This is a genomic window from Streptomyces marokkonensis (assembly GCF_039539045.1).
In the GTDB taxonomy this organism is placed as follows: Bacteria; Actinomycetota; Actinomycetes; order Streptomycetales; family Streptomycetaceae; genus Streptomyces; species Streptomyces marokkonensis.
This window is the reverse complement of record NZ_BAABCQ010000134.1, coordinates 1-22030: the sequence shown is the minus strand read 5'-3', so window position 1 is coordinate 22030 and position 22030 is coordinate 1. Positions and strand designations below refer to the sequence as shown.

Annotated in this window: 20 protein-coding genes and 1 tRNA gene; 13 read left to right on the top strand and 8 right to left on the bottom strand. The window is 72.3% G+C overall.

The features are described from left to right. Positions 1-48 precede the first annotated feature (48 nt). Positions 49-1368, top strand: a complete 1320-nt coding sequence (sepX, locus tag ABEA26_RS26750) for a divisome protein SepX/GlpR (protein ID WP_345595911.1) — start codon at positions 49-51, stop codon at positions 1366-1368. A gap of 118 nt (positions 1369-1486) precedes the next feature. Further along, positions 1487-1560 (top strand) — tRNA-Ala (locus tag ABEA26_RS26745). Between the two features lie 178 nt (positions 1561-1738). Here the strand turns inward: ABEA26_RS26745 and ABEA26_RS26740 are convergent. From ABEA26_RS26740 to ABEA26_RS26730, 3 genes are all read right to left on the bottom strand, one after another. Beyond that, a complete protein-coding gene (locus ABEA26_RS26740) occupies positions 1739-2224 on the bottom strand; it encodes a GNAT family N-acetyltransferase (protein WP_345595910.1) in 486 nt (161 codons plus the stop codon). 98 nt (positions 2225-2322) lie between these two features. Further along, complete coding sequence (locus ABEA26_RS26735; protein ID WP_345595909.1) at positions 2323-2520, bottom strand: hypothetical protein; 198 nt, start codon at positions 2518-2520, stop codon at positions 2323-2325. Between the two features lie 61 nt (positions 2521-2581). Further along, entirely contained in the window at positions 2582-2812 is a 231-nt protein-coding gene (locus ABEA26_RS26730) for a hypothetical protein (protein ID WP_425587904.1), read from the bottom strand. Positions 2813-2943: 131 nt separating this feature from the next. Between ABEA26_RS26730 and ABEA26_RS26725 the strand changes: the two genes are divergently transcribed. Together ABEA26_RS26725 and ABEA26_RS26720 are read left to right on the top strand one after the other, a co-directional pair. After that, positions 2944-3216, top strand: coding sequence for a GntR family transcriptional regulator (locus ABEA26_RS26725; protein ID WP_345595907.1), 273 nt, complete (start codon positions 2944-2946; stop codon positions 3214-3216). A gap of 50 nt (positions 3217-3266) precedes the next feature. Next, positions 3267-4070 (top strand): exodeoxyribonuclease III, encoded by an 804-nt coding sequence (locus tag ABEA26_RS26720; protein ID WP_345595906.1) that lies wholly within the window; start codon positions 3267-3269, stop codon positions 4068-4070. A gap of 4 nt (positions 4071-4074) precedes the next feature. On the opposite strand, the gene ABEA26_RS26715 is transcribed toward ABEA26_RS26720, so the two are convergent. Further along, positions 4075-4722: a MerR family transcriptional regulator gene (locus tag ABEA26_RS26715; RefSeq protein WP_345595905.1), complete on the bottom strand. Its 648-nt coding sequence runs from the start codon at positions 4720-4722 to the stop codon at positions 4075-4077. A gap of 133 nt (positions 4723-4855) precedes the next feature. On the opposite strand from ABEA26_RS26715, the gene ABEA26_RS26710 reads away from it, so the two are divergent. The 4 genes from ABEA26_RS26710 to ABEA26_RS26695 all read left to right on the top strand — a co-directional run bounded on the left by ABEA26_RS26710 (position 4856) and on the right by ABEA26_RS26695 (position 8653). Continuing rightward, entirely contained in the window at positions 4856-6469 is a 1614-nt protein-coding gene (locus ABEA26_RS26710) for a flavin-containing monooxygenase (protein ID WP_345595904.1), read from the top strand. Continuing rightward, complete coding sequence (locus ABEA26_RS26705) at positions 6466-7419, top strand: alpha/beta fold hydrolase (RefSeq protein WP_345595903.1); 954 nt, start codon at positions 6466-6468, stop codon at positions 7417-7419. Before ABEA26_RS26710 ends, ABEA26_RS26705 begins: the two co-directional genes overlap by 4 nt. Further along, positions 7416-8345, top strand: coding sequence for an SDR family oxidoreductase (locus tag ABEA26_RS26700; RefSeq protein ID WP_345595902.1), 930 nt, complete (start codon positions 7416-7418; stop codon positions 8343-8345). The genes ABEA26_RS26705 and ABEA26_RS26700 overlap by 4 nt, the downstream gene beginning before the upstream one ends. Before the next feature lie 86 nt (positions 8346-8431). Then, a complete protein-coding gene (locus ABEA26_RS26695; protein ID WP_345595901.1) occupies positions 8432-8653 on the top strand; it encodes a hypothetical protein in 222 nt (73 codons plus the stop codon). 120 nt (positions 8654-8773) lie between these two features. On the opposite strand, the gene ABEA26_RS26690 is transcribed toward ABEA26_RS26695, so the two are convergent. After that, positions 8774-12301 carry a S41 family peptidase gene (locus ABEA26_RS26690; RefSeq protein ID WP_345595900.1) on the bottom strand — a complete coding sequence of 1176 codons (3528 nt, stop codon included), beginning with the start codon at positions 12299-12301 and terminating at the stop codon, positions 8774-8776. 182 nt (positions 12302-12483) lie between these two features. On the opposite strand from ABEA26_RS26690, the gene ABEA26_RS26685 reads away from it, so the two are divergent. The 4 genes from ABEA26_RS26685 (at position 12484) to ABEA26_RS26670 (ending at position 16584) form a co-directional block, all read left to right on the top strand. Next, positions 12484-13083 carry a TetR/AcrR family transcriptional regulator gene (locus ABEA26_RS26685; RefSeq protein WP_345595899.1) on the top strand — a complete coding sequence of 200 codons (600 nt, stop codon included), beginning with the start codon at positions 12484-12486 and terminating at the stop codon, positions 13081-13083. 156 nt (positions 13084-13239) lie between these two features. Next, a complete protein-coding gene (locus ABEA26_RS26680) occupies positions 13240-15492 on the top strand; it encodes an MMPL family transporter (protein WP_345595898.1) in 2253 nt (750 codons plus the stop codon). Positions 15493-15722: 230 nt separating this feature from the next. After that, positions 15723-16235: a YbaK/EbsC family protein gene (locus ABEA26_RS26675; protein WP_345595897.1), complete on the top strand. Its 513-nt coding sequence runs from the start codon at positions 15723-15725 to the stop codon at positions 16233-16235. Positions 16236-16308: 73 nt separating this feature from the next. Continuing rightward, positions 16309-16584 (top strand): DUF1876 domain-containing protein, encoded by a 276-nt coding sequence (locus ABEA26_RS26670; RefSeq protein ID WP_345595896.1) that lies wholly within the window; start codon positions 16309-16311, stop codon positions 16582-16584. Here ABEA26_RS26670 and ABEA26_RS26665 read toward each other — a convergent pair. After that, positions 16564-17811: a serine hydrolase domain-containing protein gene (locus ABEA26_RS26665; protein WP_345595912.1), complete on the bottom strand. Its 1248-nt coding sequence runs from the start codon at positions 17809-17811 to the stop codon at positions 16564-16566. The two genes, ABEA26_RS26670 and ABEA26_RS26665, sit on opposite strands and share 21 nt — an antisense overlap. A 276-nt stretch (positions 17812-18087) precedes the next feature. On the opposite strand from ABEA26_RS26665, the gene ABEA26_RS26660 reads away from it, so the two are divergent. Further along, positions 18088-18465 (top strand): SsgA family sporulation/cell division regulator, encoded by a 378-nt coding sequence (locus ABEA26_RS26660; protein WP_345595895.1) that lies wholly within the window; start codon positions 18088-18090, stop codon positions 18463-18465. Between the two features lie 32 nt (positions 18466-18497). Here the strand turns inward: ABEA26_RS26660 and ABEA26_RS26655 are convergent, their stop codons facing one another. After that, positions 18498-20180 (bottom strand): penicillin-binding transpeptidase domain-containing protein, encoded by a 1683-nt coding sequence (locus tag ABEA26_RS26655; protein WP_345595894.1) that lies wholly within the window; start codon positions 20178-20180, stop codon positions 18498-18500. A gap of 126 nt (positions 20181-20306) precedes the next feature. Then, entirely contained in the window at positions 20307-21932 is a 1626-nt protein-coding gene (locus ABEA26_RS26650; protein WP_345595893.1) for a penicillin-binding transpeptidase domain-containing protein, read from the bottom strand. Positions 21933-22030: the final 98 nt, after the last annotated feature.

Genomic DNA, 22030 nt, shown 5'->3' with positions numbered 1-22030 from the left:
GGCTCAATTGGCGGATGGCCCCACGCAAACCCCTCTACCGTGTGAGGCGTGAGCAGCAGCGGCCTCATCTACGCAGTCATCGTCGGGGCCTGGGCCGCCTACTTGGTGCCGATGTGGCTCCGTAGGCAGGACGAGCTGAACGAGGCCCGTCCGACGGAACGCTTCAGTACCGCCATCCGGCTGCTGTCCGGACGAGCGGGCATGGAGCGCCGTTACGCCAAGGACCTGCGGTCGCGCTACGCCGACGAGGCGGAGCCCGACGCCGACGCCCCGGACGCCGTCACCGACTCGGTGGACGTCCGGGCGTTCGCCGTGTCCAGAACCCGACGTCACACCCGGCCCACCGCCCCGCAGCAGCCCGCGGAGCGGCCCGGACCGGCGGGCCAGGACGCGAGCGGGCGTCCGCACGGCCGCAGACCCGGAGAGTCCACCGACCCTGGAGAGTCCACCGACCCCGGGCAGTCCACCGACTCTCGGCAGTCCTCTGCGGCGGGACAGCCCCACGAGGCCGGTGCGGGCGCGGGGCGCAAGCGCGTGCCGCAGGCCCGGCGCGCCCCCGTCTCACCGGCGGCCGCGGCCCGCGCCCGGCGCACCAAGGCGCTCGCCCGCCGTCGGCGTACGACGGTGATGCTGTTCCTGGCCTTCACGCTCGGCTCGGTCGTCGCGGCGGTCGGTGGACTCGCCTTCCTGTGGGCGCCCGGGGTGCCCGCGGTGCTGCTCAGTGCCTACATCGCCTACCTGCGTTCGCAGGAACGCCACCGGTTCGCCTTCCAGATGGACCGGCGTCAGGCCGAGATCGCGGCGCAGCGGCTGCGCGACGGTGCTCGCCGGCCCCGTCGGCGTGCGCCCGCCGACCCCACGGCGCCCGCGGACACCGTCGGCGACCCCGACGCGGAGGAGCCGGACGACGGCCCCGAGGCGGAACTCGACGCCGGCCTGTCGGCGCTCGCGGCGGACCGGCGCGCGTTGGTGGAGCAGACCGACCACGCCGAGTGGGTCGACCAGCAGCGCGAACGCCGGCGGCGGCCGCAGGGCGACAGCTGGGACCCGGTGCCGGTCCCCCTGCCCACCTACGTGACCGCGCCGGTCGCCCCCCGGGCCACGCCCGACGTGGACCTCGCGGCGCCGGACGCGTGGAGTTCGGCACGCTCGAGTGCCGTCGCCGACCAGGAGGCGGCGGCGACCGGCCCCGCTCCCGACAGTCCGGCCTCCGACCGCCCGTCCGCCGACGCCGAGGAGCGGCCGGAGGTCCCGCGGCGCAGTGGCGCCCGCCGTGCCGCGTCCGCCCGCCGGGCCCGGGAGCGCGGCCGGACACCGCTCTTCGACCAGTACGAGGACGGGGACCGGCCCCGCGCGGCCAACGAGTAGCCCCCGGCGCCCCCGGACGGCCCCCGCCAGGGGCGCTCCGCCGGGGCCGCCCCCTCGCGGGTCCCGGAAGCGATTTTTGAGCAGGCCGGTAGGGGTGCTAAAGTTTCACTCGTTGCAAGGGCCTGTGGCGCAGTCTGGTAGCGCACCTCGTTCGCATCGAGGGGGTCTGGGGTTCAAATCCCCACAGGTCCACGCACATTGACGGGATCCCGTTCGATCATCACGATCGAACGGGATCTTCGTCGTTTCCAGGAGTCGTGACCGGGCCCCGTGGGGGTCTAGCCGCCCACGGGGCCCGCTGCCGCCCGCCTTGCTGTGTCTGCGGGCGCCTGCGGATCGGTCACGTGTGCCTACGGGTGCCCGCGCACGCCTACGGAACCTCTAGGGCCTTCGCGTAGCAGAGGCTCTCCTCGTGGAAGCGGTAGTAGCCGAACTTCCCGCACGGCTCGTAGCCGCTGGAGGTGTACAGGGCCACGGCCTCCGGCTGCTTGGTCCCGGTCTCCAGCACCATGCGGGTCCGGCCCGCCGCACGGGCGTCCTCCTCCAGGGCGGCCAGGATGCGCCGGGCCAGTCCTCGGCCGCGCACCTGCTCGACCACGAACATGCGCTTGAGCTCGGCGTCCCCGTCGAGATTGCCCTCGTCGTTGGCGTCCTGGCCGCGCCAGCCGCCGGAAGCGACCGGCACGTCGTTCTCGTCGTACGCGATGAGGTACAGGCCGTTCGGCGGCGCGAAGTCGGACGGGTCCAGGTGTGTGGCGTCGCCGCCGTCGCCGTAGCGGACGTCGTACTCGGCCTGGACCTCGTCGTTCAGCTTCATGGCGTCGGGGTGGTCGAAGGGGACCCGGCGTATGTTCATGCTTCCTACCGTCGAATCGATGCGCTGTCTGGAGCGGGACATCGTCCAGTGTGCCGGTGTCGCGCCCGTCGCCCGCTGTGACGGGCGCGACACCGGGGCTACCGCTTCCTGCGGCTCCGGCAGAGCGGGCAGCGGCAGGGCGGCCATGTCGGGGAGTCGGGGATCCGGTCGGGGTCGCCGCCACCGGCGTAGGCGCGCTCCCTGGTCCGGCCGCTCTCGCGTCCCTCCGGGGTGACGCGGTAGGTGCTGATCGTCAGGCGGGATCTGCCCGGCTCGGGCGGGGTACCGGCGTTCACGCCCGGCCCGCCTCGGTGGACCGTGTGGTGTCGAGCTCGGCGTGTTCGGGTGACGTGCGCATCAGGCGGCCCTCTTCGCGCCGATCACATGGCGGTCCAGGTCGAGGCCGAAGTCGGCGGCGATGACGAGAGTAAGTCGGCGGCGGCGCCGGCGTGCACGCTCGCAGGCGACGACGTAGGGGCGTACGAGGGTTGCCGCCCCGCCGTCGAGAGGCGTGTCCGCGCCGTACGGGGAGCGGGGGAGGGAGAGACGGGCTGTGGCGGTACGGGCGTCTTCGGTGTGCGGGGTCACGGTGCGGATGCTCGCCCGTCGCTGCCCGGTGGCGGGCAGAAGCAGGGGCAGAGCCCAGAGAATGGTGTCATGTGTTGTCAGGTGGCTGCATATGACAAAAGGCATCGTCGTAGGTTCAATGAGGTCGTTAGGTGACCGTTGACCTCGAAGGACCCGAGCCCCTGTACGAGCAGATCGCCGCGATACTCGCCGCCCGGATCGCCGACGGAACCTACGCACCCCGCCGCAGGGTCCCCTCGGAGGCGGGCATCTGTGAGGAGTTCAACGTGTCCCGCCCGACAGCGCGGGCGGCCCTGCAGCTCCTCGGTGAGCGCGGCCTGATCATGACGGTGCGGGGTAAGGGCTCGTTCGTCGTCGAGCCGTCTGCCGAGGGTTCCCAGGGCGACACACCCTCCAGCCCCTGACCCCGCCGTCGCCGGGCGGGGCCCGGTGCGGCGGCAGGTATCGTGCCCTGGTGCTCACCGTTACCTCCGTGAATGTGAACGGTCTGCGCGCCGCCGCGAAGAAGGGCTTCGTGGAGTGGCTCGCCGACACCTCCGCCGACGTGCTGTGCCTCCAGGAGGTGCGGGCCGAGCCCCAGCAGTTGCCGGAACACGTTCGGACGCCCGAGGGCTGGCACGTGACGCACGCCCCCGCCGCCGCCAAGGGCCGCGCCGGGGTCTCCCTCTACAGTCGCCGCGAGCCCGACCGCGTCCAGGTCGGATTCGGCTCGACGGAGTTCGACACCAGTGGCCGGTACGTCGAGGCCGACCTGCCCGGTGTGACGGTCGCCTCCCTCTACCTGCCCTCCGGCGAGGTCGGCACCGAGCGCCAGGACGAGAAGGTCCGCTTCATGGACGAGTTCCTCGGCTACCTCAAGGGACTGCGCGAGCGTGCCGCCGCCGACGGGCGCGAGGTCGTCGTCTGCGGTGACTGGAACATCGCGCACCGCGAGGCCGACCTGAGGAACTGGCGCGCCAACAAGAAGAACTCCGGCTTCCTCCCGGAGGAACGGGAGTGGCTGAGCCGCGTCCTCGACCCGGCCGAGGGCGGCTACGTCGACGTCGTGCGCGCCCTGCACCCGGACGTCGAAGGACCGTACTCGTGGTGGTCGTACCGTGGGCGGGCCTTCGACAACGATTCAGGGTGGCGCATCGACTATCACCTGGCCACTCCCGGGCTGGCCGCCAAGGCGGTCAAGGGCCATGTCGAGCGCGCCGCGACGCATGCCGAGCGCTGGTCCGACCACGCGCCGGTCACGGTGGTCTACGGCCACTGACTCCCTAGTCCGTCCGCTTCTGGAACCGTCGGTCCATCGCCAGTGACAGTTCCGCCTCCACCACGCTGCGGGCCAGCGGGCGCAGGCGGTGGAGGTCCTGCTCGGGGGCGTGGCGCAGGATCAGGCCGGTGAAGAGGTCGGCGAGGGCGTCGGCGTGTTCGCGGACGCGGGCGCCGGCCCGGAGGACCTCGCCGAGCGGGATGCCCTCGCGGACCAGGGCGGAGGAGACCTCCAGCAGGCGGTGGCTGATGTGGACGAGTTCGTCGCCGTCGGTGCCGAGGTAGCCGAGGTCCATCGCGGCGGCCAGGTTCTCGGGGGTGACCTCGCCCTCGAAGCGGGCGGCGAGTTCCTCGGGGGTGAGGCGGACCGGGGTCTCCTCGGTGGGTTCGCCCAGGCCCAGTAGGTCGCCGACGTCTCGGCCGTGGTCGAAGGCGTCGGCGAGTTCCGCGATGCCGTTGAGGGTGTGGCCGCGTTCCAGCAGGGCGGCGATGGTGCGCAGGCGGGCCAGGTGGTGGTCGTCGTACCAGGCGATGCGGCCCTCGCGGCGGGGCGGCGGGATCAGTTTGCGTTCGCGGTAGAAGCGCAGGGTGCGCACCGTGATGCCGGCCAGTCCGGCCAGTTCCTCCATGCGGTATTCACGCTTCTCGGTCACGCCCCGACCCTAAGTCGTACCGGCGGTAACTTTCTTCGGTCCGACCCCTACCCATGAGTACGGAGCTGTTCTACTCTCCCCATTGCGCCAGTGTTCACTGGCGGAGTTCTGGGCGACGCGTGGAGGCTTCGGGATGGCCGAGCACGAGCAGGTGCAAGAACACGTCCGGGTGGCGGTGGTCGGGTCCGGCTTCGGTGGGCTGGGGGCCGCGGTGCGGCTGCGGCGCGAGGGGATCACCGACTTCGTCGTCCTGGAGAGGTCCGGCAGCGTAGGCGGCACCTGGCGGGACAACAGCTACCCCGGGTGTGCCTGCGACGTGCCGTCCCACCTGTACTCCTTCTCCTTCGCGCCCAACCCCGAATGGCCGCGCGCCTTCTCCGGCCAGGAGCACATCCGGGCCTACCTGGAGCACGTGGCCGACACCTTCGGGCTGCGCCCCCACCTCCGCTTCGACTCGGAGGTGCGGCGGATGGCGTGGGACGGCGAGCGGTTGCGGTGGGAGATCGAGACCGCGAGCGGCCGGCTGACCGCCGACGTCGTCGTCTCCGCCACCGGGCCGCTGTCCGACCCCAAGGTCCCGGACATCCCGGGCCTGGAATCCTTCCCCGGCAAGGTCTTCCACTCGGCCCGCTGGGACCACGACTACGACCTCACCGGCAAGCGCGTCGCCGTGATCGGCACCGGCGCCTCCGCCATCCAGATCGTGCCGGCCATCCAGCCGAAGGTGGGCGGCCTCACCCTCTTCCAGCGCACCCCGGCCTGGGTGATGCCCCGCATGGACCGGGCGATCAGCGGCGCCGAGCGCGCCCTGCACCGGGCGCTGCCCGTGACCACCAAGCTGCGCCGCGGGCTGCTGTGGGGCATCCGGGAACTCCAGGTGCAGGCCTTCACCAAGCACCCGGGCGAACTGGGCTTCGTCGAGCAGATCGCCAAGCGCAACATGGCCGCCGCCGTCAAGGACCCGGCGCTGCGCGCCAGGCTCACCCCCGACTACCGCATCGGCTGCAAGCGCATCCTGCTGTCCAGCGCGTACTACCCGGCGCTCGCCCGGCCCAATGTCGACGTCGTCGCGAGCGGGCTCGGTGAGGTGCGCGGCTCGACCCTCGTCGCCTCCGACGGCACCGAGGCCGAGGTCGACGCGATCATCTTCGGCACCGGTTTCCACGTCACCGACATGCCCATCGCCGAGCGGGTCGTGGGAGCGGACGGGCGGACCCTCGCCGAGACCTGGAAGGGCGGGATGGAGTCGCTGCGGGGCGGCTCGGCGGCCGGCTTCCCCAACTTCATGACGATCATCGGGCCCAACACCGGCCTCGGGAACTCGTCGATGATCCTCATGATCGAGTCGCAACTGAACTACCTGGCCGACTACCTGCGGCAGATCGACGTCCTCGGCGGCCGGGTCGCTCTCGACGCCCGCCCCGCCGCCGTGCGGAACTGGAACCACCGGGTGCAGGAGCGCATGAAGCGCACCGTGTGGAACACCGGCGGCTGCACCAGCTGGTACCTGGACGCGAGCGGTCGCAACACCACCGTCTGGCCCGGCACGACCGCCGAGTTCCGGCGCGCGACCCGGCGCGTGGACCTCGCGGAGTACCAGGTGGTGCGCCCGGCCGTGGCCGAGCAGCCGGCCTCGGGGGCGGACGCGGACGCCGAAGCGGCGCCCGGCGCGGACGCGGATGCCGAAGCGGCGCCCGGCGCGGATGCCGAAGCGGCGCCCGGCGCGGACGCGGAGGTGGGCGCGTGAGCCGCCTCCCGCACGTCGCCGCCGGGCCGTACGCCCCGCCCGTCCCCGCCCACGAGCTGACCGTCACCGCCGCCGACGGCGCCCGGACACACGTCCAGGTGCACGGCCCCGAGAACGCCCCCGCGGTCGTTCTCGCGCACGGCTGGGCCTGCTCGACCGCCTTCTGGGCGGCGCAGATCCGCGCCCTGGCCACCGACCACCGCGTCATCGCCTACGACCAGCGCGGCCACGGCCGCAGTCCTGCCAACCCGGCGTGCGGCACCGAGGCTCTCGCCGACGACCTCGAGGCCGTCCTGGAGGCCACGCTCGCGCCCGGCGAACAGGCCGTGATCGCCGGACACTCCATGGGCGGGATGACGGTGATGGCCGCCGCGACCCGGCCCGCGGTGCGCGCGCACGCGGCGGCCGTCCTGCTGTGCAGCACGGGCAGTTCCCGGCTGGTGGCGTCCTCGACCGTCGTGCCCCTGGGGGAGGGCCGGGTGCGGACCTGGCTGACCCGGCGGGTCCTCGGGTCCCGCGCGCCGCTCGGACCGGTCACACCGGTCACCCGCCGGGTCCTCAAGTACGGGACGATGGGCCCCGGTTCGGCCCCGCACATGGTCGACGCCTGCGCCCGCGTCGTGCACGCCTGCCCGCGCGGGGTGCGGCACGCCTGGTCCCAGGTGCTCGATCTCCTCGACCTCGACCACGGTGTACGGGAGTTGAGGATGCCGGTCGAGGTCGTCGTCGGCACCGCCGACCGGCTGACCCCGCCCGCGCACGCCCGCGCGCTGGCCGCCGCGCTGCCCAACTGCGTGGGCCTCACGGAGCTTGTGGGCATCGGTCACATGACGCCGGTGGAAGCGCCGGACCTGGTCACCGGGAAGATACGCGCCCTCGCCGCCACCCACCTGCCCGCCGACCGCATCGAGAACGCCGAGAACGCCGCACACGCCGAGGAGAGCGCATGAGCAGCCTGAGCAGCAGGGGGAACGGCAAGGGGAGCGGCAGGGCGAGGCTGGAGGGGCGGGTCGCCGTCGTCACCGGAGCCGCGCGGGGCGTCGGGGAGCTGCTGGCCCGCAAGCTGTCCGCGCGCGGGGTGAGGGTCGCCCTGGTCGGCCTCGAACCGGACGCGCTCAAGCAGGTATCCGCACGGCTGCACAGCGACAGCGACCACTGGCACGCCGACGTCACCGACCACGAGGTGATGGCCCGGGTGGCGGCGGAGGTCGAGGAACGCTTCGGCCGGATCGACATCGTCGTCGCCAACGCGGGCGTCGCCACCGGCGGGCCCTTCGTCGACTCCGACCCGGACTCCTGGCGGCGGGTGATCGAGGTCAACCTGATCGGCTCGGCGGTCACCGCCCGCGCCTTCCTGCCGGCACTGCTGGAGAGTCGCGGCTACCTGCTCCAGGTCGCGTCCCTCGCCGCCATCACGCCCGCGCCGATGATGAGCGCCTACTGCGCCTCCAAGTCCGGTGTCGAGGCGTACGCGCACTGCCTGCGCGGCGAGGTCGGCCACCGGGGCGTGAAGGTCGGCGTCGGCTACCTGTCCTGGACCGACACCGACATGGTGCGCGGCGCCGACCAGGACGACGTCATGCGCGAACTGCGGCAGCGGCTGCCCTGGCCGTCCAACAAGACCTATCCGCTGGGTCCGGCGGTCGACCGGCTCGTGGAGGGCATCGAGCGCCGCTCCGCCCACGTCTACGCGCAGTGGTGGCTGCGCGGCATGCAGGGCGTGCGCGGCTACCTGCCGTCCGTCCTCGGCACCGTCGGGCAGCGCGAGATGCGGCGCTTCGGCGACCGGCTTGACAGCGTGCGCACGGGCCTGGTCGGTGCGGGCGGAGCGGCCGACGAACAACGCTCGACCAGCGCGGTTACCGTACGTAAGTGATCGACATGCGCAGGGTCACGGCCCATGTGAATCTGATCGGGCCAGGCCGATCCGGCCGGGCCCGAACATCACAGGAGTGAACCCACATGGGTATGAAGGATCAGTTCCAGGACAAGGCCGAGCGCATGCAGCAGCAGGGCAAGCAGCGGGCCGACCAGGCCAGGGAGCAGTTCCAGAACCGCGACCGCCGCCGCGACGAGGACGAGACGGACCCGTCGTCATCCCGTCGCCAGGAGGCGGGCGAGCGGGGCCAGTCCTCGCGCCGCCGTGACGCGGACGAGCGGCTCGAGGAGAGCTTCGACGCCTGACGCGCCGCCGCTGAGCCGAAGGGGCGCCTCCCATCGGGAGGGCGCCCCTTCTTCATGTCTTCATGCCATGCCCGTGGACCGCGACGGCCCGTGGTCCGCGACGGCCCGTGGACCGCGACGTCACGGCCTCGGCGGCAGCTGCGGTCGCGAGCGGTCCGGTACGTCGTCGTAACCGGGCGGCGTGGCGGGCGGATCGGTCTCCAGCAGCTCCAGCGCCAGCCGGACCGCCTCGTCCAGCACCGGGTAGCGGCCCTCGGCCCAGTCCAGCGGGGTGCGCATCGCCGCTACGTCGGGATCGACGCCGTAGTTCTCCACGGACCAGCCGTACGTGTCGAACCAGGCCGCGTTCATCGGCACCGTGATCACCGTGCCGTCGCCGAGGCGGTGCCGGCCGGTCATGCCGACCACCCCGCCCCAGGTGCGCTGCCCGACCACCGGGCCGAGCCGCAGCAGCTTGAACGCGGCCGTGATCATGTCGCCGTCGGAGGACGTCGCCTCGTCCGCGACCGCCACGACCGGCCCGCGCGGGGCGTTGGAGGTGTAGGACTCCGGCTGCGCGTCGCGCGTCAGGTCCCAGCCCAGGATGGTACGGGTCAGCTTCTCGATGACGAGTTCGCTGATGTGCCCGCCCGCGTTGCCGCGCACGTCCACGATCAGCGCGGGCCGGGACACCTCCATGCGCAGGTCCCGGTTGAACTGCGCCCAGCCGGAGCCGCCCATGTCGGGGATGTGCAGGTAGCCGCACCGCCCGCCGCTCAACTTCCGTACCACCTCACGGCGTTTGGTCACCCAGTCCTGGTAGCGCAGGGGACGCTCGTCGACCAGGGGGACGACGGCGACCCGGCGGGACGGTCCCGGGCCGCCTTCCGCCGGTGCGAAGGTCAGCTCCACCGTCGTACCGCCCGCACCCGCCAACAGCGGATACGGTCCCGTCACCGGGTCCACCGGCCTGCCGTCCACGTGGGTCAGTACCGCTCCTTCGCGGATGCCCGTGCCGGCCAGCGGCGAGCGGGCCCTGGAGTCGGAGGAGTCGCCGGGCAGGATGCGCCGGACCGTCCAGTGGCCGTCCCGACAGGCGAAGTTGACGCCGAGCAGGCCCTGTCGGCGCTGGTAGTGCGCCGGGCCCTCGTTGCGCCGGGCGGCGGCGACGTAGGCGTGCGAGGTGCCGAGTTCGCCGAGTACCTCGCGGAGCAGATCGGCGAACTCGTCCGGGGAGGCGACCCGTTCGAGCAGTGGGCGGTACTGGCCCAGCACCGCGTCCCAGTCGATGCCGCACATGCCGGGGTCCCAGAAGTAGGCGCGGATCAGGCGGCCCGCCTCGTCGTACGCCTGGCGCCACTCGGCGGCCGGGTCGACCTCGTGCAGGATGCGGCGCAGGTCGATCCAGGTGGTCGAGTCGCCGTCGCCCGCCTCGGTCGCCGGTACGGCGCGCAGGTCGCCCTCGTCGAGCACGACCAGGCGGCTGCCGTCGCCGCTGACCCGGAACCAGTCCAGGTGGTCGACCAGTTCGGACTTCCTCGCCTTGGCGAGGTCGAAGTGCTCCAGCGTGGGCTGTTCGCTCGGGTCCGCCGGATTGGCGAAGGTCTCGCCGAGCGCGCCCGAGATCGGCCAGCGCAGCCAGACCAGGCCGCCGCCGACGACCGGGCACAGCGTCGAGTACTTGGACGCGGTGACCGGGAACGGCGTCACCCGGGACTCCAGTCCCTCGGCCTCGACGGTCACCGCGCCGCCCTCACCGGTCTCGTCCTCCAGCGGGTCCAGGCCCCCGGCGGCGGGGCGGCCCTCCGGGTTCAGCGCGAAGGGGGAGGGGGTCGCGGAGGACAGCGGCACCAGGTAGGGGCGGCAGCCCAGCGGGAAGGACAGGTCCCCGGTGTGCACGTCGTACACCGGGTCGAAACCGCGCCAGGAGAGGAAGGCGAGGTAGCGGCCGTCCCTGGTGAAGACCGGGTTCTCGTCCTCGAAGCGGCCGTTGGTGACGTCGAGGACGAGGGGGCCCTGTTGGCCGTTCTGCCCGCTGTGGCCGTTCTGGCCGGTGTGCTCGCCCTGCTTGTACCGGCCGTCGATCCGGGCGATCTTGATCTGCCGCAGCGAGCGCCCGATGCCCGGGTGCGACCAGGTCAGCCAGGCCCCGTCCGGGGAGAAAGCGAGGTCGCGCACGGGGCCGTTGGCAGACCTGATCAGCTCGGTGACCTCGCCGCCGGGGGCACCGGTGAGGCCGCCCGCGTCGCCCCCCACCGCGCCGGTGTCGGCATCCGCCGTGGCCGCTTCCTCCTCGGGGATCCCGGCATCCGCCGTGTCCACCGCCTCCACCGGTGTCCCGGTGTCGGAAGTCTCCGCCGGGGTCTCGGTGCCCAGCGCCTCCGCGGGGATCCCGGCATCCGCCGTGTCCAGCGCCAGGGCGACCTCCGCGTCCTCCTCCGAGACGTCGAGCAGCAGCAGCCGGCCGTCGTGCGAGGCGATGGCGAGCCGCTCGCCCGCGGGGTCCGAGACCAGCTCCAGGACCCGGCCCAGCTTCCCGGAGGCCAGGCGCCGGGCCGCTCGGCCCCCGGTGGCCCGGGGCAGGTGGGCGATCTCGACGGCGTCCTCGCCCTCCGCGTCCGTCGCGTACGCGATCCGTCCGCTGGCCCCGAGCATCTCCGGCAGCCGCACCCGTACCCCCGGCGTGTCGGCGAGGGTGCGGGCCGGGCCGTCGCGGTGGGTGAGCCAGTACAGGCTGCCGCGTACGACGACGGCGCTCGCGCGGCCCGTCTCGTCCACGGAGATGCCGCCCACGTGCTGGGCGGCGGGCACCTGGTACGTACGCCGTCCCACGCGCGGCCCGCTCAGCCGGACGTCGAGCCGGCGCGGCACCGAGCCGGACGCCAGGTCGTCGACGATCCACAGGTCGCCCGCGCACTGGTACACCACACGGTCGCCGTCGCTCGCGGCGTGCCGGGCGTAGCAGGCGTCGTGGTCGGTGTGGCGGCGCAGGTCGGAGCCGTCGTGGGCGCAGGAGTAGAGGTTGCCGACGCCCTCGTGGTCGGAGAGGAAGGCGATCCGGCCGCCGACGAACATGGGGGAGTGCAGATGGCCCCGGAGGTCGGGCAGGAGCCGTCGGCCGTGCAGCCAGAGCCGGCCCGTGGCACCGCCCCGATAGCGCTTCCAGGCGGCCGGTTCGTGCGGCGGAGTGCCCGTGAGGAGCAGGGTCCTGCGCTCCCCGTCGAAATCGGCGGCCTGGACGTCGGTGACCGGCCCCCAGGGCAGTTTGCGGCCCGGGTCGACGTCGGGAGTGACCTTGTAGGCCCAGGTCAGATGGGAGAAGGGCTCTCCGTGCGAGGCGACGGCGAGGATGGCGGCGGGGCTGTCGGAATCGGGCGGCGACCAGCCGCAGACCCGGGTGTCGAGGCCGCCCCAATGGGTGAGCTGCCGTCCGGGGCCGCCGTCCACCGGCACGAGGTGGACCTCCGGCACCAGACTGCGCCAGCTGGTGTACGCGATGTGGCGGCCGTCGGGCGAGAAGCGCGGGTGGCCGGCCTTGGTGCGGTCGACGGTGAGCCGCCAGGCACGGCCCGGACTGTCGAGATCCGCGAGCCAGAGGTCGTCCTCGGCCACGAAACACAGTTGACCGCCACTGAGGTGCGGAAGGCGCAGATAACTCACCTGCCCCATGCTTTGCCGGGGGCCGGGCCCCGGCAACTCGGCCCGCCACTTATGAGTATCCGACGACCGTGACGCAGGCCACGAACGAAACCGTTTCGTTTCGTTAGAGAGGTGGAGTACATTCGTCCTGTACGAAACGGTGTCGTTCACCGAAGTGGACGACGGAGTGGAGGACGAGAGGAGCGAATGGGATGACCGTGGTCACCGCCGCGCGCCGCAGTCGGATCACTCCCGAGCGCGAGGCCGAGCTGTACGAGGCCGTGCTGGATCTGCTCCGGGAAGTCGGCTACGACGCCCTCACCATGGACGCCGTGGCGGCCCGCACCCGGTCCAGCAAGGCGACGCTCTACCGCCAGTGGGGCGGCAAGGCCGAGCTGGTCGTCAAGGCCGTGCGGCACAACAAGCCCGGTGAGATCGGCGAGGTCGACACCGGCACGCTCCGGGGCGATCTGCACGCGCTGATCGCCCACGACGACGACTGCACCATGGAACAGAACTCCGCCCTGATGCGGGGTCTGGCCATGGCGCTCCACCAGAACCCGGACCTGCGCCAGGCCTTCCGGGAACAGCTCATCGAACCCGAGATGGTGGCGCTCCGAGGCCTGCTGGAACGCGCCGTCGACCGGGACGAGATCAGACCGGACTGCCCGGCACTGGACTTCCTCGTGCCCATGCTGGTCGGCGGTTTCGCCACCCGCGCGCTGCTCGAGGACCAGCCACCGACCAAGGCCTTCCTCACCTCCTACATCGACGCCGTGATCCTCCCCGCCCTCGGCGTCCCCACCACCTGACACACCCCTGACACGTTCCCCCCGACACGTCATCCCCTGACGTGTCGTCCCCCTGACACGTCCCCCATCTGAGCCCCATCTGACGTCACCGCTCACGTCGTCGGGCCGATCACCCCTGCCCTGAAGATCCCACGACCTGACCGGGAGTACGCCCTCGTGGCCACGTTCCTCTACAAACTAGGCCGGCTCTCCTTCCGCCGGCGGCACTTCGTCGCCCTGATATGGGTGGCGCTGCTGACGCTCGCGGGCGTCGGCGCTGCCAGTGCCCCGCCCGCCGGCACCACCTCCTTCTCGATCCCCGGCACCGAGGCCCAGAAGGCCTTCGACCTGCTGGAGGAGCGCTTCCCCGGCACCAGCGCCGACGGGGCGACCGCACGCGTCGTCTTCAAGGCACCGTCCGGCGAGAAGATGACGGACGCCGGGAACAAGGCGACCGTCGAGGAGACCGTCGGCGAGCTGGCGGACGGCTCCGAGGTCGCCTCGGTCGCCGACCCGTACACGGGCAACGCCGTCAGCCAGGACGGCACGATCGCCTACGCGTCGGTGAAGTACGACGTCTCCGGCATGGAGCTGGAGGACACCACCAAGGACGCCCTGGAGGACGCCGCCCAGCAGGCGCGCGACGCCGGGCTGAGTGTCGAGATCGGCGGTGACGCGCTCCAGGCCGTCCCGCACACCGGCACCACGGAGATCATCGGCATCGCGGTGGCCGCCGTCGTCCTCGTCATCACCTTCGGCTCGCTGGTCGCGGCCGGTCTGCCCCTCCTCACCGCCCTCATCGGCGTCGGCATCGGCGTCGCCTCGATCACCGCGCTGGCCAGCGCGCTCGAACTGGGCTCCACCACCTCCATCCTGGCGATGATGATCGGCCTCGCGGTCGGCATCGACTACGCCCTGTTCATCGTCTCCCGTTACCGTGCCGAACTCGCCGACGGGCGGGAGCGCGAGGAGGCCGCGGGCCGGGCGGTCGGCACCGCGGGCTCCGCGGTCGTCTTCGCCGGACTCACGGTCGTCATCGCCCTGGTCGGTCTCGCGGTCGTCAACATCCCGATGCTGACCAAGATGGGCGTCGCGGCGGCCGGCACCGTCGCCATCGCGGTCCTGATCGCCCTGACGATGGTCCCCGCACTGCTCGGCTACGCCGGCCGCAGGGTCAAGCCGGCCGGCGCGAAGAGCAAGCTCCTGGGCGGCGCCCGCGAGGGCTCGGACCGGCGCACGGGTTCGGACAACGACAACACGGAGCGGCAGCCGAAGGAGAACCTGGGCACCCGCTGGGCGCGCTTCGTCGTCCGCCGCCCGCTGGCCGTCCTCCTCCTGGGCGTCATCGGCCTCGGGGCCGCCGCGATCCCCGCGGCCTCCCTGGAACTGGGCCTGCCCGACGACGGCTCCCAGCCGACGTCCACCACCCAGCGCCGGGCGTACGACCTGCTCTCGGAGGGCTTCGGCCCGGGCTTCAACGGTCCGCTGATGGTCGTCGTGGACGCCAAGGGCAGCGACGCCCCGCAGCAGGTCTTCACCGACGTGTCGAACGAGATCAAGAACCTCGACGACGTCGTGGCGGTGACCCCGCCCGCACCCAACAAGGGCGGCGACACCGCGACGATCACCGTGGTCCCGGACTCCAAGCCGTCCTCCGTCCAGACCGAGGACCTGGTGCACGCCATCCGTGACGCGGGCGGCGACATCGAGGCGAAGACCGGCGCGGAGACCCTGGTCACCGGCTCGACGGCGATGAACATCGACGTGAGCGAGAAGCTGAACGACGCGCTGCTGCCGTACCTGGTCCTGGTCGTCGGCCTGGCCTTCCTGCTCCTGATCGTCGTGTTCCGCTCGATCCTGGTCCCGCTGAAGGCGGCCCTCGGCTTCCTGCTCTCCGTCATGGCGGCCCTCGGCGCCGTCGTCGCGGTCTTCCAGTGGGGCTGGCTGTCCGGCCTGATGGGCGTCGAGGAGACCGGTCCGGTCATGTCGATGATGCCGATCTTCATGGTCGGCGTGGTCTTCGGCCTGGCGATGGACTACGAGGTCTTCCTGGTCACCCGTATGAGGGAGGCCTACGTCCACGGCGAGAAGCCCGACCAGGCGGTCGTGACCGGCTTCAAGCACGGTGCGAGGGTCGTCTCGGCCGCGGCGGTCATCATGATGGCGGTCTTCGCGGGCTTCATCGGCTCCGGCGAATCGATGATCAAGATGATCGGCTTCGGCCTGGCGATCGCCGTCTTCTTCGACGCGTTCGTCGTCCGCATGGCCATCGTCCCGGCGGTCCTCGCCCTGCTCGGCAAGAAGGCCTGGTGGCTGCCGAAGTGGCTGGACCGCGCGCTGCCCAACGTGGACGTCGAGGGCGAGGGCCTGCGCACGGCCGAGGAGCGGGGCTCGGGCCCCGACGAGGACCGGGAGCTGGCACGCACCTGACGTTCCACCTCTGACAGCCTCCGACAGGACTGACAGTCTCCGACAGGACCGGCTCCGACAGGACCGACGGCCTCCGACAGGACTGACAGGGCTGCCAGGGGAGGACAACAGACCAGCCGGTGAGGGCTTCCGTGGGGACGGGGCTGCCCTCACCGGCTTCCTCTTGCTCTTGCGCGGGGGTGCCGAGACCCGGTCGCCTGCCCGCTGCACGTACCGTTACGGTGCCCAGCATGACGACGACCGACGACGCCTCCGAGACCCCCGCCGCCCACCCCCGTTTCGCCGAGGCCCTGCGCGGACTCGGCCTCGGTGCACTGGCCGGACAGGCCCGGCGCTTCCCGGAGGCCACCCGCACCGCCGCCGAGGCCGCCGCAGCGATCGGGTGCGATCTGAACCAGATCTGCAAGTCGCTCATCTTCGCCGCCGACGGAGTGCCGGTGCTGGTCCTCATGGACGGCGCTTCCCGCGTCGACCTCGAGCGGGTCCGGGAGGAACTCGGCGCCGGAAAGGTCACCCGGGCCAAGGCCGACGTCGTACGGGAGACGACCGGGTACGCCATCGGCGGCGTGCCGCCCTTCGGCCACCGGAACAGGACCCGGGTGCTCGCCGACCGTTCCCTCCTCCGCCACGAGGTCGTCTGGGCCGCCGCCGGCACCCCGTACGCCGTCTTCCCGATGGAGCCCGAGGAACTGGTCGCCACCGCCGGCGCCACCCTCGTGGACGTGCGCGAGCGCCCCGAGTGACCCCGATGGTGCGTACGGCGGCGGCGAGGAGCACCCTGGAAGGAGGTGTTCCGGAGGTCCGGAGGTGATCGTCATGATGCACACCGCAGTGGGATGGCATGTCGAGCTGGAGTTCATGGAGGACGACCAGCACACACGGGCGGCCGCGATGGTGCGGCTGCCCGACGGCAGCGAGGTCCGCGGGCACGGCCACGCCAGCCGTCACCGCGTCGACGCCAATCAGCCGAGGGTCGGCGAAGAGGTCGCGGGGGCGCGGGCGTTGAACGAGCTGGCGATGCAACTGCTCACCAAGGCGCACGAGGACATCGACGCGGCGTCGGGGAGGACCTCACACCCCATCCACGTCTGAGCCGGTCCCGGTCCGGGGCAGTGATGCCCGCACCGCCCGTACCAGTGCCTGCGCCCGCGGGTCCGCCGTGACGGTCTTGCGGAAGCCGTTGGTGACGTAGCCGAAGGCGATGCCCGCCTCCGGGTCGGCGAAGCCCAGGGCGCCGCCGCGGCCCGGGTGGCCGAAGGAGCCCGGGGACAGGAACGGGGACGCGCTGCCGTGCAGCATGTAGCCGAGGCCGAAGCGGGTGCCCACGACGAGGACCCGGTCCGGACCGGCCGACTCCTCGGCGCGGGCCCGTTCCACCGTGGCCGCGTCGAACAGGCGCGCGTGCCGCGTCACACCGTTGCCGTTGCCGTCGGCTTCGCCGTCGACCTCGCCGATCAGCGCCGCGTAGAAGCGGGCCAGCCCGTCGGCCGTCGCGATGCCGTTGGCCGCGGGGAGGGCCGCCGCCCGGTACGCCGGGTCGTTCTGGTCGGGGAAGGGCGTGATCGCGGCGAAGGCGCGGCGGGTGAGCGAACCGGGGTCGGCGTAGGCCTCGGTGACGGAGCGTTTGGGACGCAGGCGTGGTCCGCTTCCCGACGGTTCGGGGTCCTCGAGGCGTCCGACGCGCCCGGCCCGGCCCGCCGCCTCCTGGGCGGCGGGCAGGCCGAGCCACAGGTCCAGACCCAGCGGCCGGGCGATCTCGTCCGCGATCCATTCACCGGTGCTCCGCCCGCCCGTCGCCCCGCGGACGAGTTCGTCGAGCAGCCACCCGTACGTGAGCGCGTGATAGCCGTGGTCGGTGCCCGGCTCCCAGACGGGTTCCTGGGTGGCGACGGCCTCCGGGCCCCGCGCCGGGTCGAGCGCCTGTTCCGGGGTGAGCGGGTGGTCGAGGACCGGCAGCCCGGCCCGGTGGTTCAGCACGTGCCGGACCAGCACCCGCTCCTTGCCGTGCGCCTTGAAGCGGGGCCAGTACTCGGCCACCGGCGCGTCCAGGTCCAGCACCCCGCGCTGGTGCAGCAGCAGCGGTACGGCGGCGGCGACGCCCTTCGTCGCCGAGCGCACGACCTGGGCGGTGCCCCGGCGCCACGGTGCGGTGCCGTCCGTGTCGTCGACGTCCCTGGTTCCGCCCCACAGGTCGACGACCTTGCGCCCGTCCCGGTAGACGGTGACCGCCGCGCCCCGGTCGCCCAGCGCCGTGAAGTTCCGTACGAACGCGTCCCTGACCGGCTCGAAACCCTCGGCCACTGTGCCGCGCACATCCACGATCGCTTCCACGTCCACCACCGGGTCCACGCCCGCGCCCACGCCCACGTCCACGTCCACTTTCGTACGTCCCTTCCGACCCACTGCGACAGTCGGTGCAACCGTCTTCGGCCGTCCGCGATTCCGGGAACGGGGCCAAGGCCGATCTCACATGTGATATATGGCCCGAAGGGTGTGGTGCGGGAAATATGGGACATTGGAGTAGGTGGCGTACGGGGTGGGCGCACGCCTTTCGCAACGGCGGCACAACGGCGGCACAGGGTAAGGGGCGATCCGATGTCCGTAGTCGAACAGTACGCACGAGCCCGCGTCCTGACGGACTCCGACAGCCCGGACGAGGGCGACGGCGGAGCCATACCCGTCGTGCTGCGCTACGACCCCGACCGTGACCCGCGATCCGTCTGCGTCGGTCTGCCCGCGCGGGGCCGCGCTCCCGGCTCCCGCGAGTGGGTCTTCTCCAAGGCGCTGCTGGAGCAGGGGCTGAGCACGCCCACCGGGACGGGCGAGGTGCGGGTGTGGCCGTGCGGGCGGGTGCAGGTAGTCGTCGAGTTCCACACCCTGCAGGGCTGCTCGGTGGTCCAGTTCGAGTCCAGGGCGCTCATCCGGTTCCTGCGCCGGACCCGCGCGGCGGCGGCGCGGCCGGTGGTCCACTGAGCCACCGGCCGCGTGTTCCCGCGCGCTGCCGGTCAGCCGGCGTTTCTCAGCAGTGCCGCGACGATCGGTCCCGCGGTGTCGCCGCCGTGACCGGCCTGTTGGACCACGCCCGCCGCGGCCAGGTCGCCCCGGTACGCGGTGAACCAGCCGTTGGGCTTCTCCTGGCCGTCGACCTCGGCCGAGCCGGTCTTCGCTCCGGCGTCACCGCCCACCCCGGCCATCGCCTCGGCCGCGGTACCGTACCCCGCCGTGTAGGACATCAGCTCGCGCATCTGTGCCAGCGTGGACGCGGACATCGTGCGGGAGGCCCTGGCGAACTCGCGGCCGTCGACCGACCGGGCGACCAGGTACGGCTGGTGGAAGCTGCCCGACTTCACGGTCGCCGACACGGACGCCATGTTCAGCGGGTTCATCCGCACCCCACCCTGGCCGATGAGGGAGGCGGCCATCGGGGCCGCGCTCTGCACCGGCACCGAGCCGTCGAAGGTGGGCACGCCGACGGACCAGTTGTTCATGGACAGGCCGAAGACCTCCTTCGCCTGCTTGGTCAGGTCGTCGTTCTCCAGCTTCGGGGCCTGGCTGATGAAGGCCGTGTTGCAGGAGCGGGCGAAGCTCGCCCGGAAGGTGCCGTCCTTGATCTCGAACTTGTCGTCGTTCTGGAACTTCCAGCCGCCGTAGTCGAAGTACTTCGGGCAGGGGTGCTTCCTGTCCATCGACGCCAGGTTCTTCTCGATCAGCATCGAGCCGGTGACGACCTTCATCGTGGAGCCGGGGGCCAGTGAGCCCTGGAAGGCGGTGTTGAAGCCGTGGCCGCCGTTGGCGACCGCGAGGATCTCGCCCGTGGAGGCGCGCAGCAGGGCCACCGACGCCCGTGCCTTGCCGGCCACCTGCTTCTCGGCGGCGGCCTGGAGGGCGGGGTCCAGGGTCGTCCGCACGGTGCCGGGCGTGCCCTCGCTCAGCTCCAGCAGGGTCTTGTCGGAGGCCTTGGCCGCCTTGGACTCCTTGCCGCGGACCACGCGCAGTTCGACGCCCGGGGTGCCGCCGCCCTTCTTGCCGTACTTCTCGCGCAGGCCGTCCAGGACGGTACCGAGCGACGGGTACTTCGCGGCGGTGATCTCCGCGCCGTCCCGGTCCAGCGCCTTGACCGGCGGCGCCCCGGCCTCCCCGGTGACCAGCTTGTCGCCGTCCTTCAGCTCCGGATGGACGACGGAGGCGTGCCAGTCGACCCGCGGCTCGCCGTCGCCGGCCCGGCGTACGACGGTCAGCGCGCTGTCGTACGCCAACGGCTCGGCCGTCTTCTTGTGGGCGACGGTGGCCTTCACGGAGAACGGGACCTTCTCCCCGGCCGGGGTGCCCGCGGTGAACGTGGCGTCCTTGACGCGGGCGTCCTTGGTCCAGCCGGTGAGCAGCGCCTTGGCGGCCCCGGCGTCGTCGGTCGCGGCGGCCGCCCCGGCGACGTCGCCCTGCTGCCAGGCGGTGAGGAACCGCTGGGCCGTGGAGGTGACCTCGGTGGCCGACAGGGGGCCCGACTTCACCTCCTCCTCGGCCGCCGAGGCCGCCGCGGCCGTCGTCCGCGCGGGGTCGTCGGCACCGGTCCCGCCGCCGTACACCGCGTAGGCACCGAATCCGGCGCCGGCCACGACCACGGCGGCCACACTGCCGACCACGGCGGGTTTCGTCCTCCGCCGCTCGCCGGCGGCCCTTCTGCTGCCCACTGCGTCCCCGTTCCTCCGCGCGCTGCCCGTCGGGGACGGGGCCGGCGGTGCCCTCGTTGCTTTTGCTTCATGCTTTCAACGACGGCGACCACATTAGGGGCTTTCGTCCGGCCCGTCCGACCGGATTCAGCCTCCCGCGCGCAGTACGTCCGCCACGATCGGGCCGGCCGCGTCGCCGCCGTGGCCGCCGTCCTCGACCATGGCAGCCGCCGCGACGTCGCCCCGGAAGCCGGTGAACCAGCTGTCGGACGTGGCCTTCCCGTCGGCCTCGGCCGATCCGGTCTTGGCGCCGATGTCGCCGCCGAGTCCGGACATGGCCTCCTGGGCGGTGCCCTGGGTGGCGGTGAGTCGCATCATCTGCTTGAGCTGCGTGGCAGTGCTCTGCGGCAGGCCCTTGGCGGTGGCGAGCTTCCGGTCGTCCAGGCCGGGCGAGACCAGGTAGGGCTGGCGGAACTCGCCGGTGACGGCGGTCGCCGTCACGGACGCCATGTTGAGCGGGTTCATCTGGACCTGGCCCTGACCGATGGCGTTCGCCGCGCGGTCCGGGCCGCTCACGGCGGGGACCTTGCCGTCGAAGGAGACGACACCGGTCTTCCAGTCGTCGCGTCCCAGCCCGAAGCGCTCCTCGGCCTCCGCCGTCAACGAGGCGTCCGTGAGCGGTTTCTCGTCGATGAGCTTGATGAAGCCCGTGTTGCAGGACCGCATGAAGGTGTTGGCGAGGGTGGCGCCCTCGTTGGCCGGCATGCCGGTGAGGTTCTTGAAGGTCTGGCTCTGCCAGGTCGCCGTGTCGGGGCAGGGCGCCGGGCCGTTCATCGAGGTCACGCCGTTGTCGATGAGCATCGCCGCGGTGATGATCTTCATGGTGGAGCCGGGGGCGACCCGTCCCTGGAAGGCGGCGTTGAAGCCGTCCGCGCGGTTGTTCGCCACGGCCAGCACCTCGCCGGTGCTCGGCTTGACGGCCACCACGGACGACTCGCCGTACTGCTTCACCGCCTTCTCGGCCGCCGCCTGCACGCTCGCGCTGAGCGTCGTCTCCAGCTTGCCGGGCTTGCCCTCGGCCAGGGTCAGCAGCGGGGTGTCCGCCCCGCCGCCGTTCCCGTGACGGACCACCAGCTCCACGCCGGGGGTACCGCCCGCCCGGTCGCCGTACTTCTCCCGGAGCGTGGTGAGGACCGGGCCGAGCGAGGGGTACTTCTCCTTGGTCAGTACGGCGCCGTCGCGGCCGACGGCCTGGATCTGCGGGGTCGCCGACTCCCCGGTGACCAGGGTGTCGCCGTCCTTCAGGTCCGGGTGGACGACGGAGGGCTGCCAGTCGACCAGCGCGCGTCCGCTGGTCTCGCCGCGCACCACGGTCAGCTCGCTCTTGTACGTCAGCGGCTCGGACGCGCCCTCGTAGGACACCTTCGCCTTCACCGTGAACGGCACGGCGGTGCCGGTCGTCGTACCGGGCGTGATCTCGACGCCGGTGATGTGCGCTTCCTCGCCGTACGCCGCCAGCAGCGTCCCGGCGACCGCGGAGTTGTTCGTGTGGGACGCAGCCGCCGTCGCGTCACCCTTCTCCCAGGCTGTGAAGAACTTCTCCGCCGTCTCCTCGACCTCGTCGCCGCTCGGCGGTCCGCTCTTGGCCGACCCTCCGGAGGCCCCCGAGCCCCCGTCCAGAGCCGACACCACGTTGTAGGCGCCGTACCCGGCCCCGCCCACCATCACGGCGAACACGCCGCCTATGACGGCGGCCTTCACCCCCTTGCGCATCGCGCTTTCCCCTCCCGTGGGTGTCTCTGTGGTGTTTTCTGAACGCGTTCAGAAAACGTTGATCGACTCCGAACAGTATGCGGGGCAGGGGGCGGGAG

Bases quoted from the DNA above. Each gene is read 5' to 3' on its own strand.
- ABEA26_RS26660 (WP_345595895.1), top strand. From the start codon at position 18,088: ATGTCCGTAGTCGAACAGTACGCACGAGCCCGCGTCCTGACGGACTCC.
- ABEA26_RS26685 (WP_345595899.1), top strand. From the start codon at position 12,484: ATGACCGTGGTCACCGCCGCGCGCCGCAGTCGGATCACTCCCGAGCGC.
- ABEA26_RS26700 (WP_345595902.1), top strand. From the start codon at position 7,416: ATGAGCAGCCTGAGCAGCAGGGGGAACGGCAAGGGGAGCGGCAGGGCG.
- ABEA26_RS26675 (WP_345595897.1), top strand. From the start codon at position 15,723: ATGACGACGACCGACGACGCCTCCGAGACCCCCGCCGCCCACCCCCGT.
- ABEA26_RS26740 (WP_345595910.1), bottom strand. From the start codon at position 2,224: ATGAACATACGCCGGGTCCCCTTCGACCACCCCGACGCCATGAAGCTG.
- ABEA26_RS26670 (WP_345595896.1), top strand. From the start codon at position 16,309: ATGATGCACACCGCAGTGGGATGGCATGTCGAGCTGGAGTTCATGGAG.
- ABEA26_RS26695 (WP_345595901.1), top strand. From the start codon at position 8,432: ATGGGTATGAAGGATCAGTTCCAGGACAAGGCCGAGCGCATGCAGCAG.
- ABEA26_RS26650 (WP_345595893.1), bottom strand. From the start codon at position 21,932: ATGCGCAAGGGGGTGAAGGCCGCCGTCATAGGCGGCGTGTTCGCCGTG.
- ABEA26_RS26710 (WP_345595904.1), top strand. From the start codon at position 4,856: ATGGCCGAGCACGAGCAGGTGCAAGAACACGTCCGGGTGGCGGTGGTC.
- ABEA26_RS26690 (WP_345595900.1), bottom strand. From the start codon at position 12,301: ATGGGGCAGGTGAGTTATCTGCGCCTTCCGCACCTCAGTGGCGGTCAA.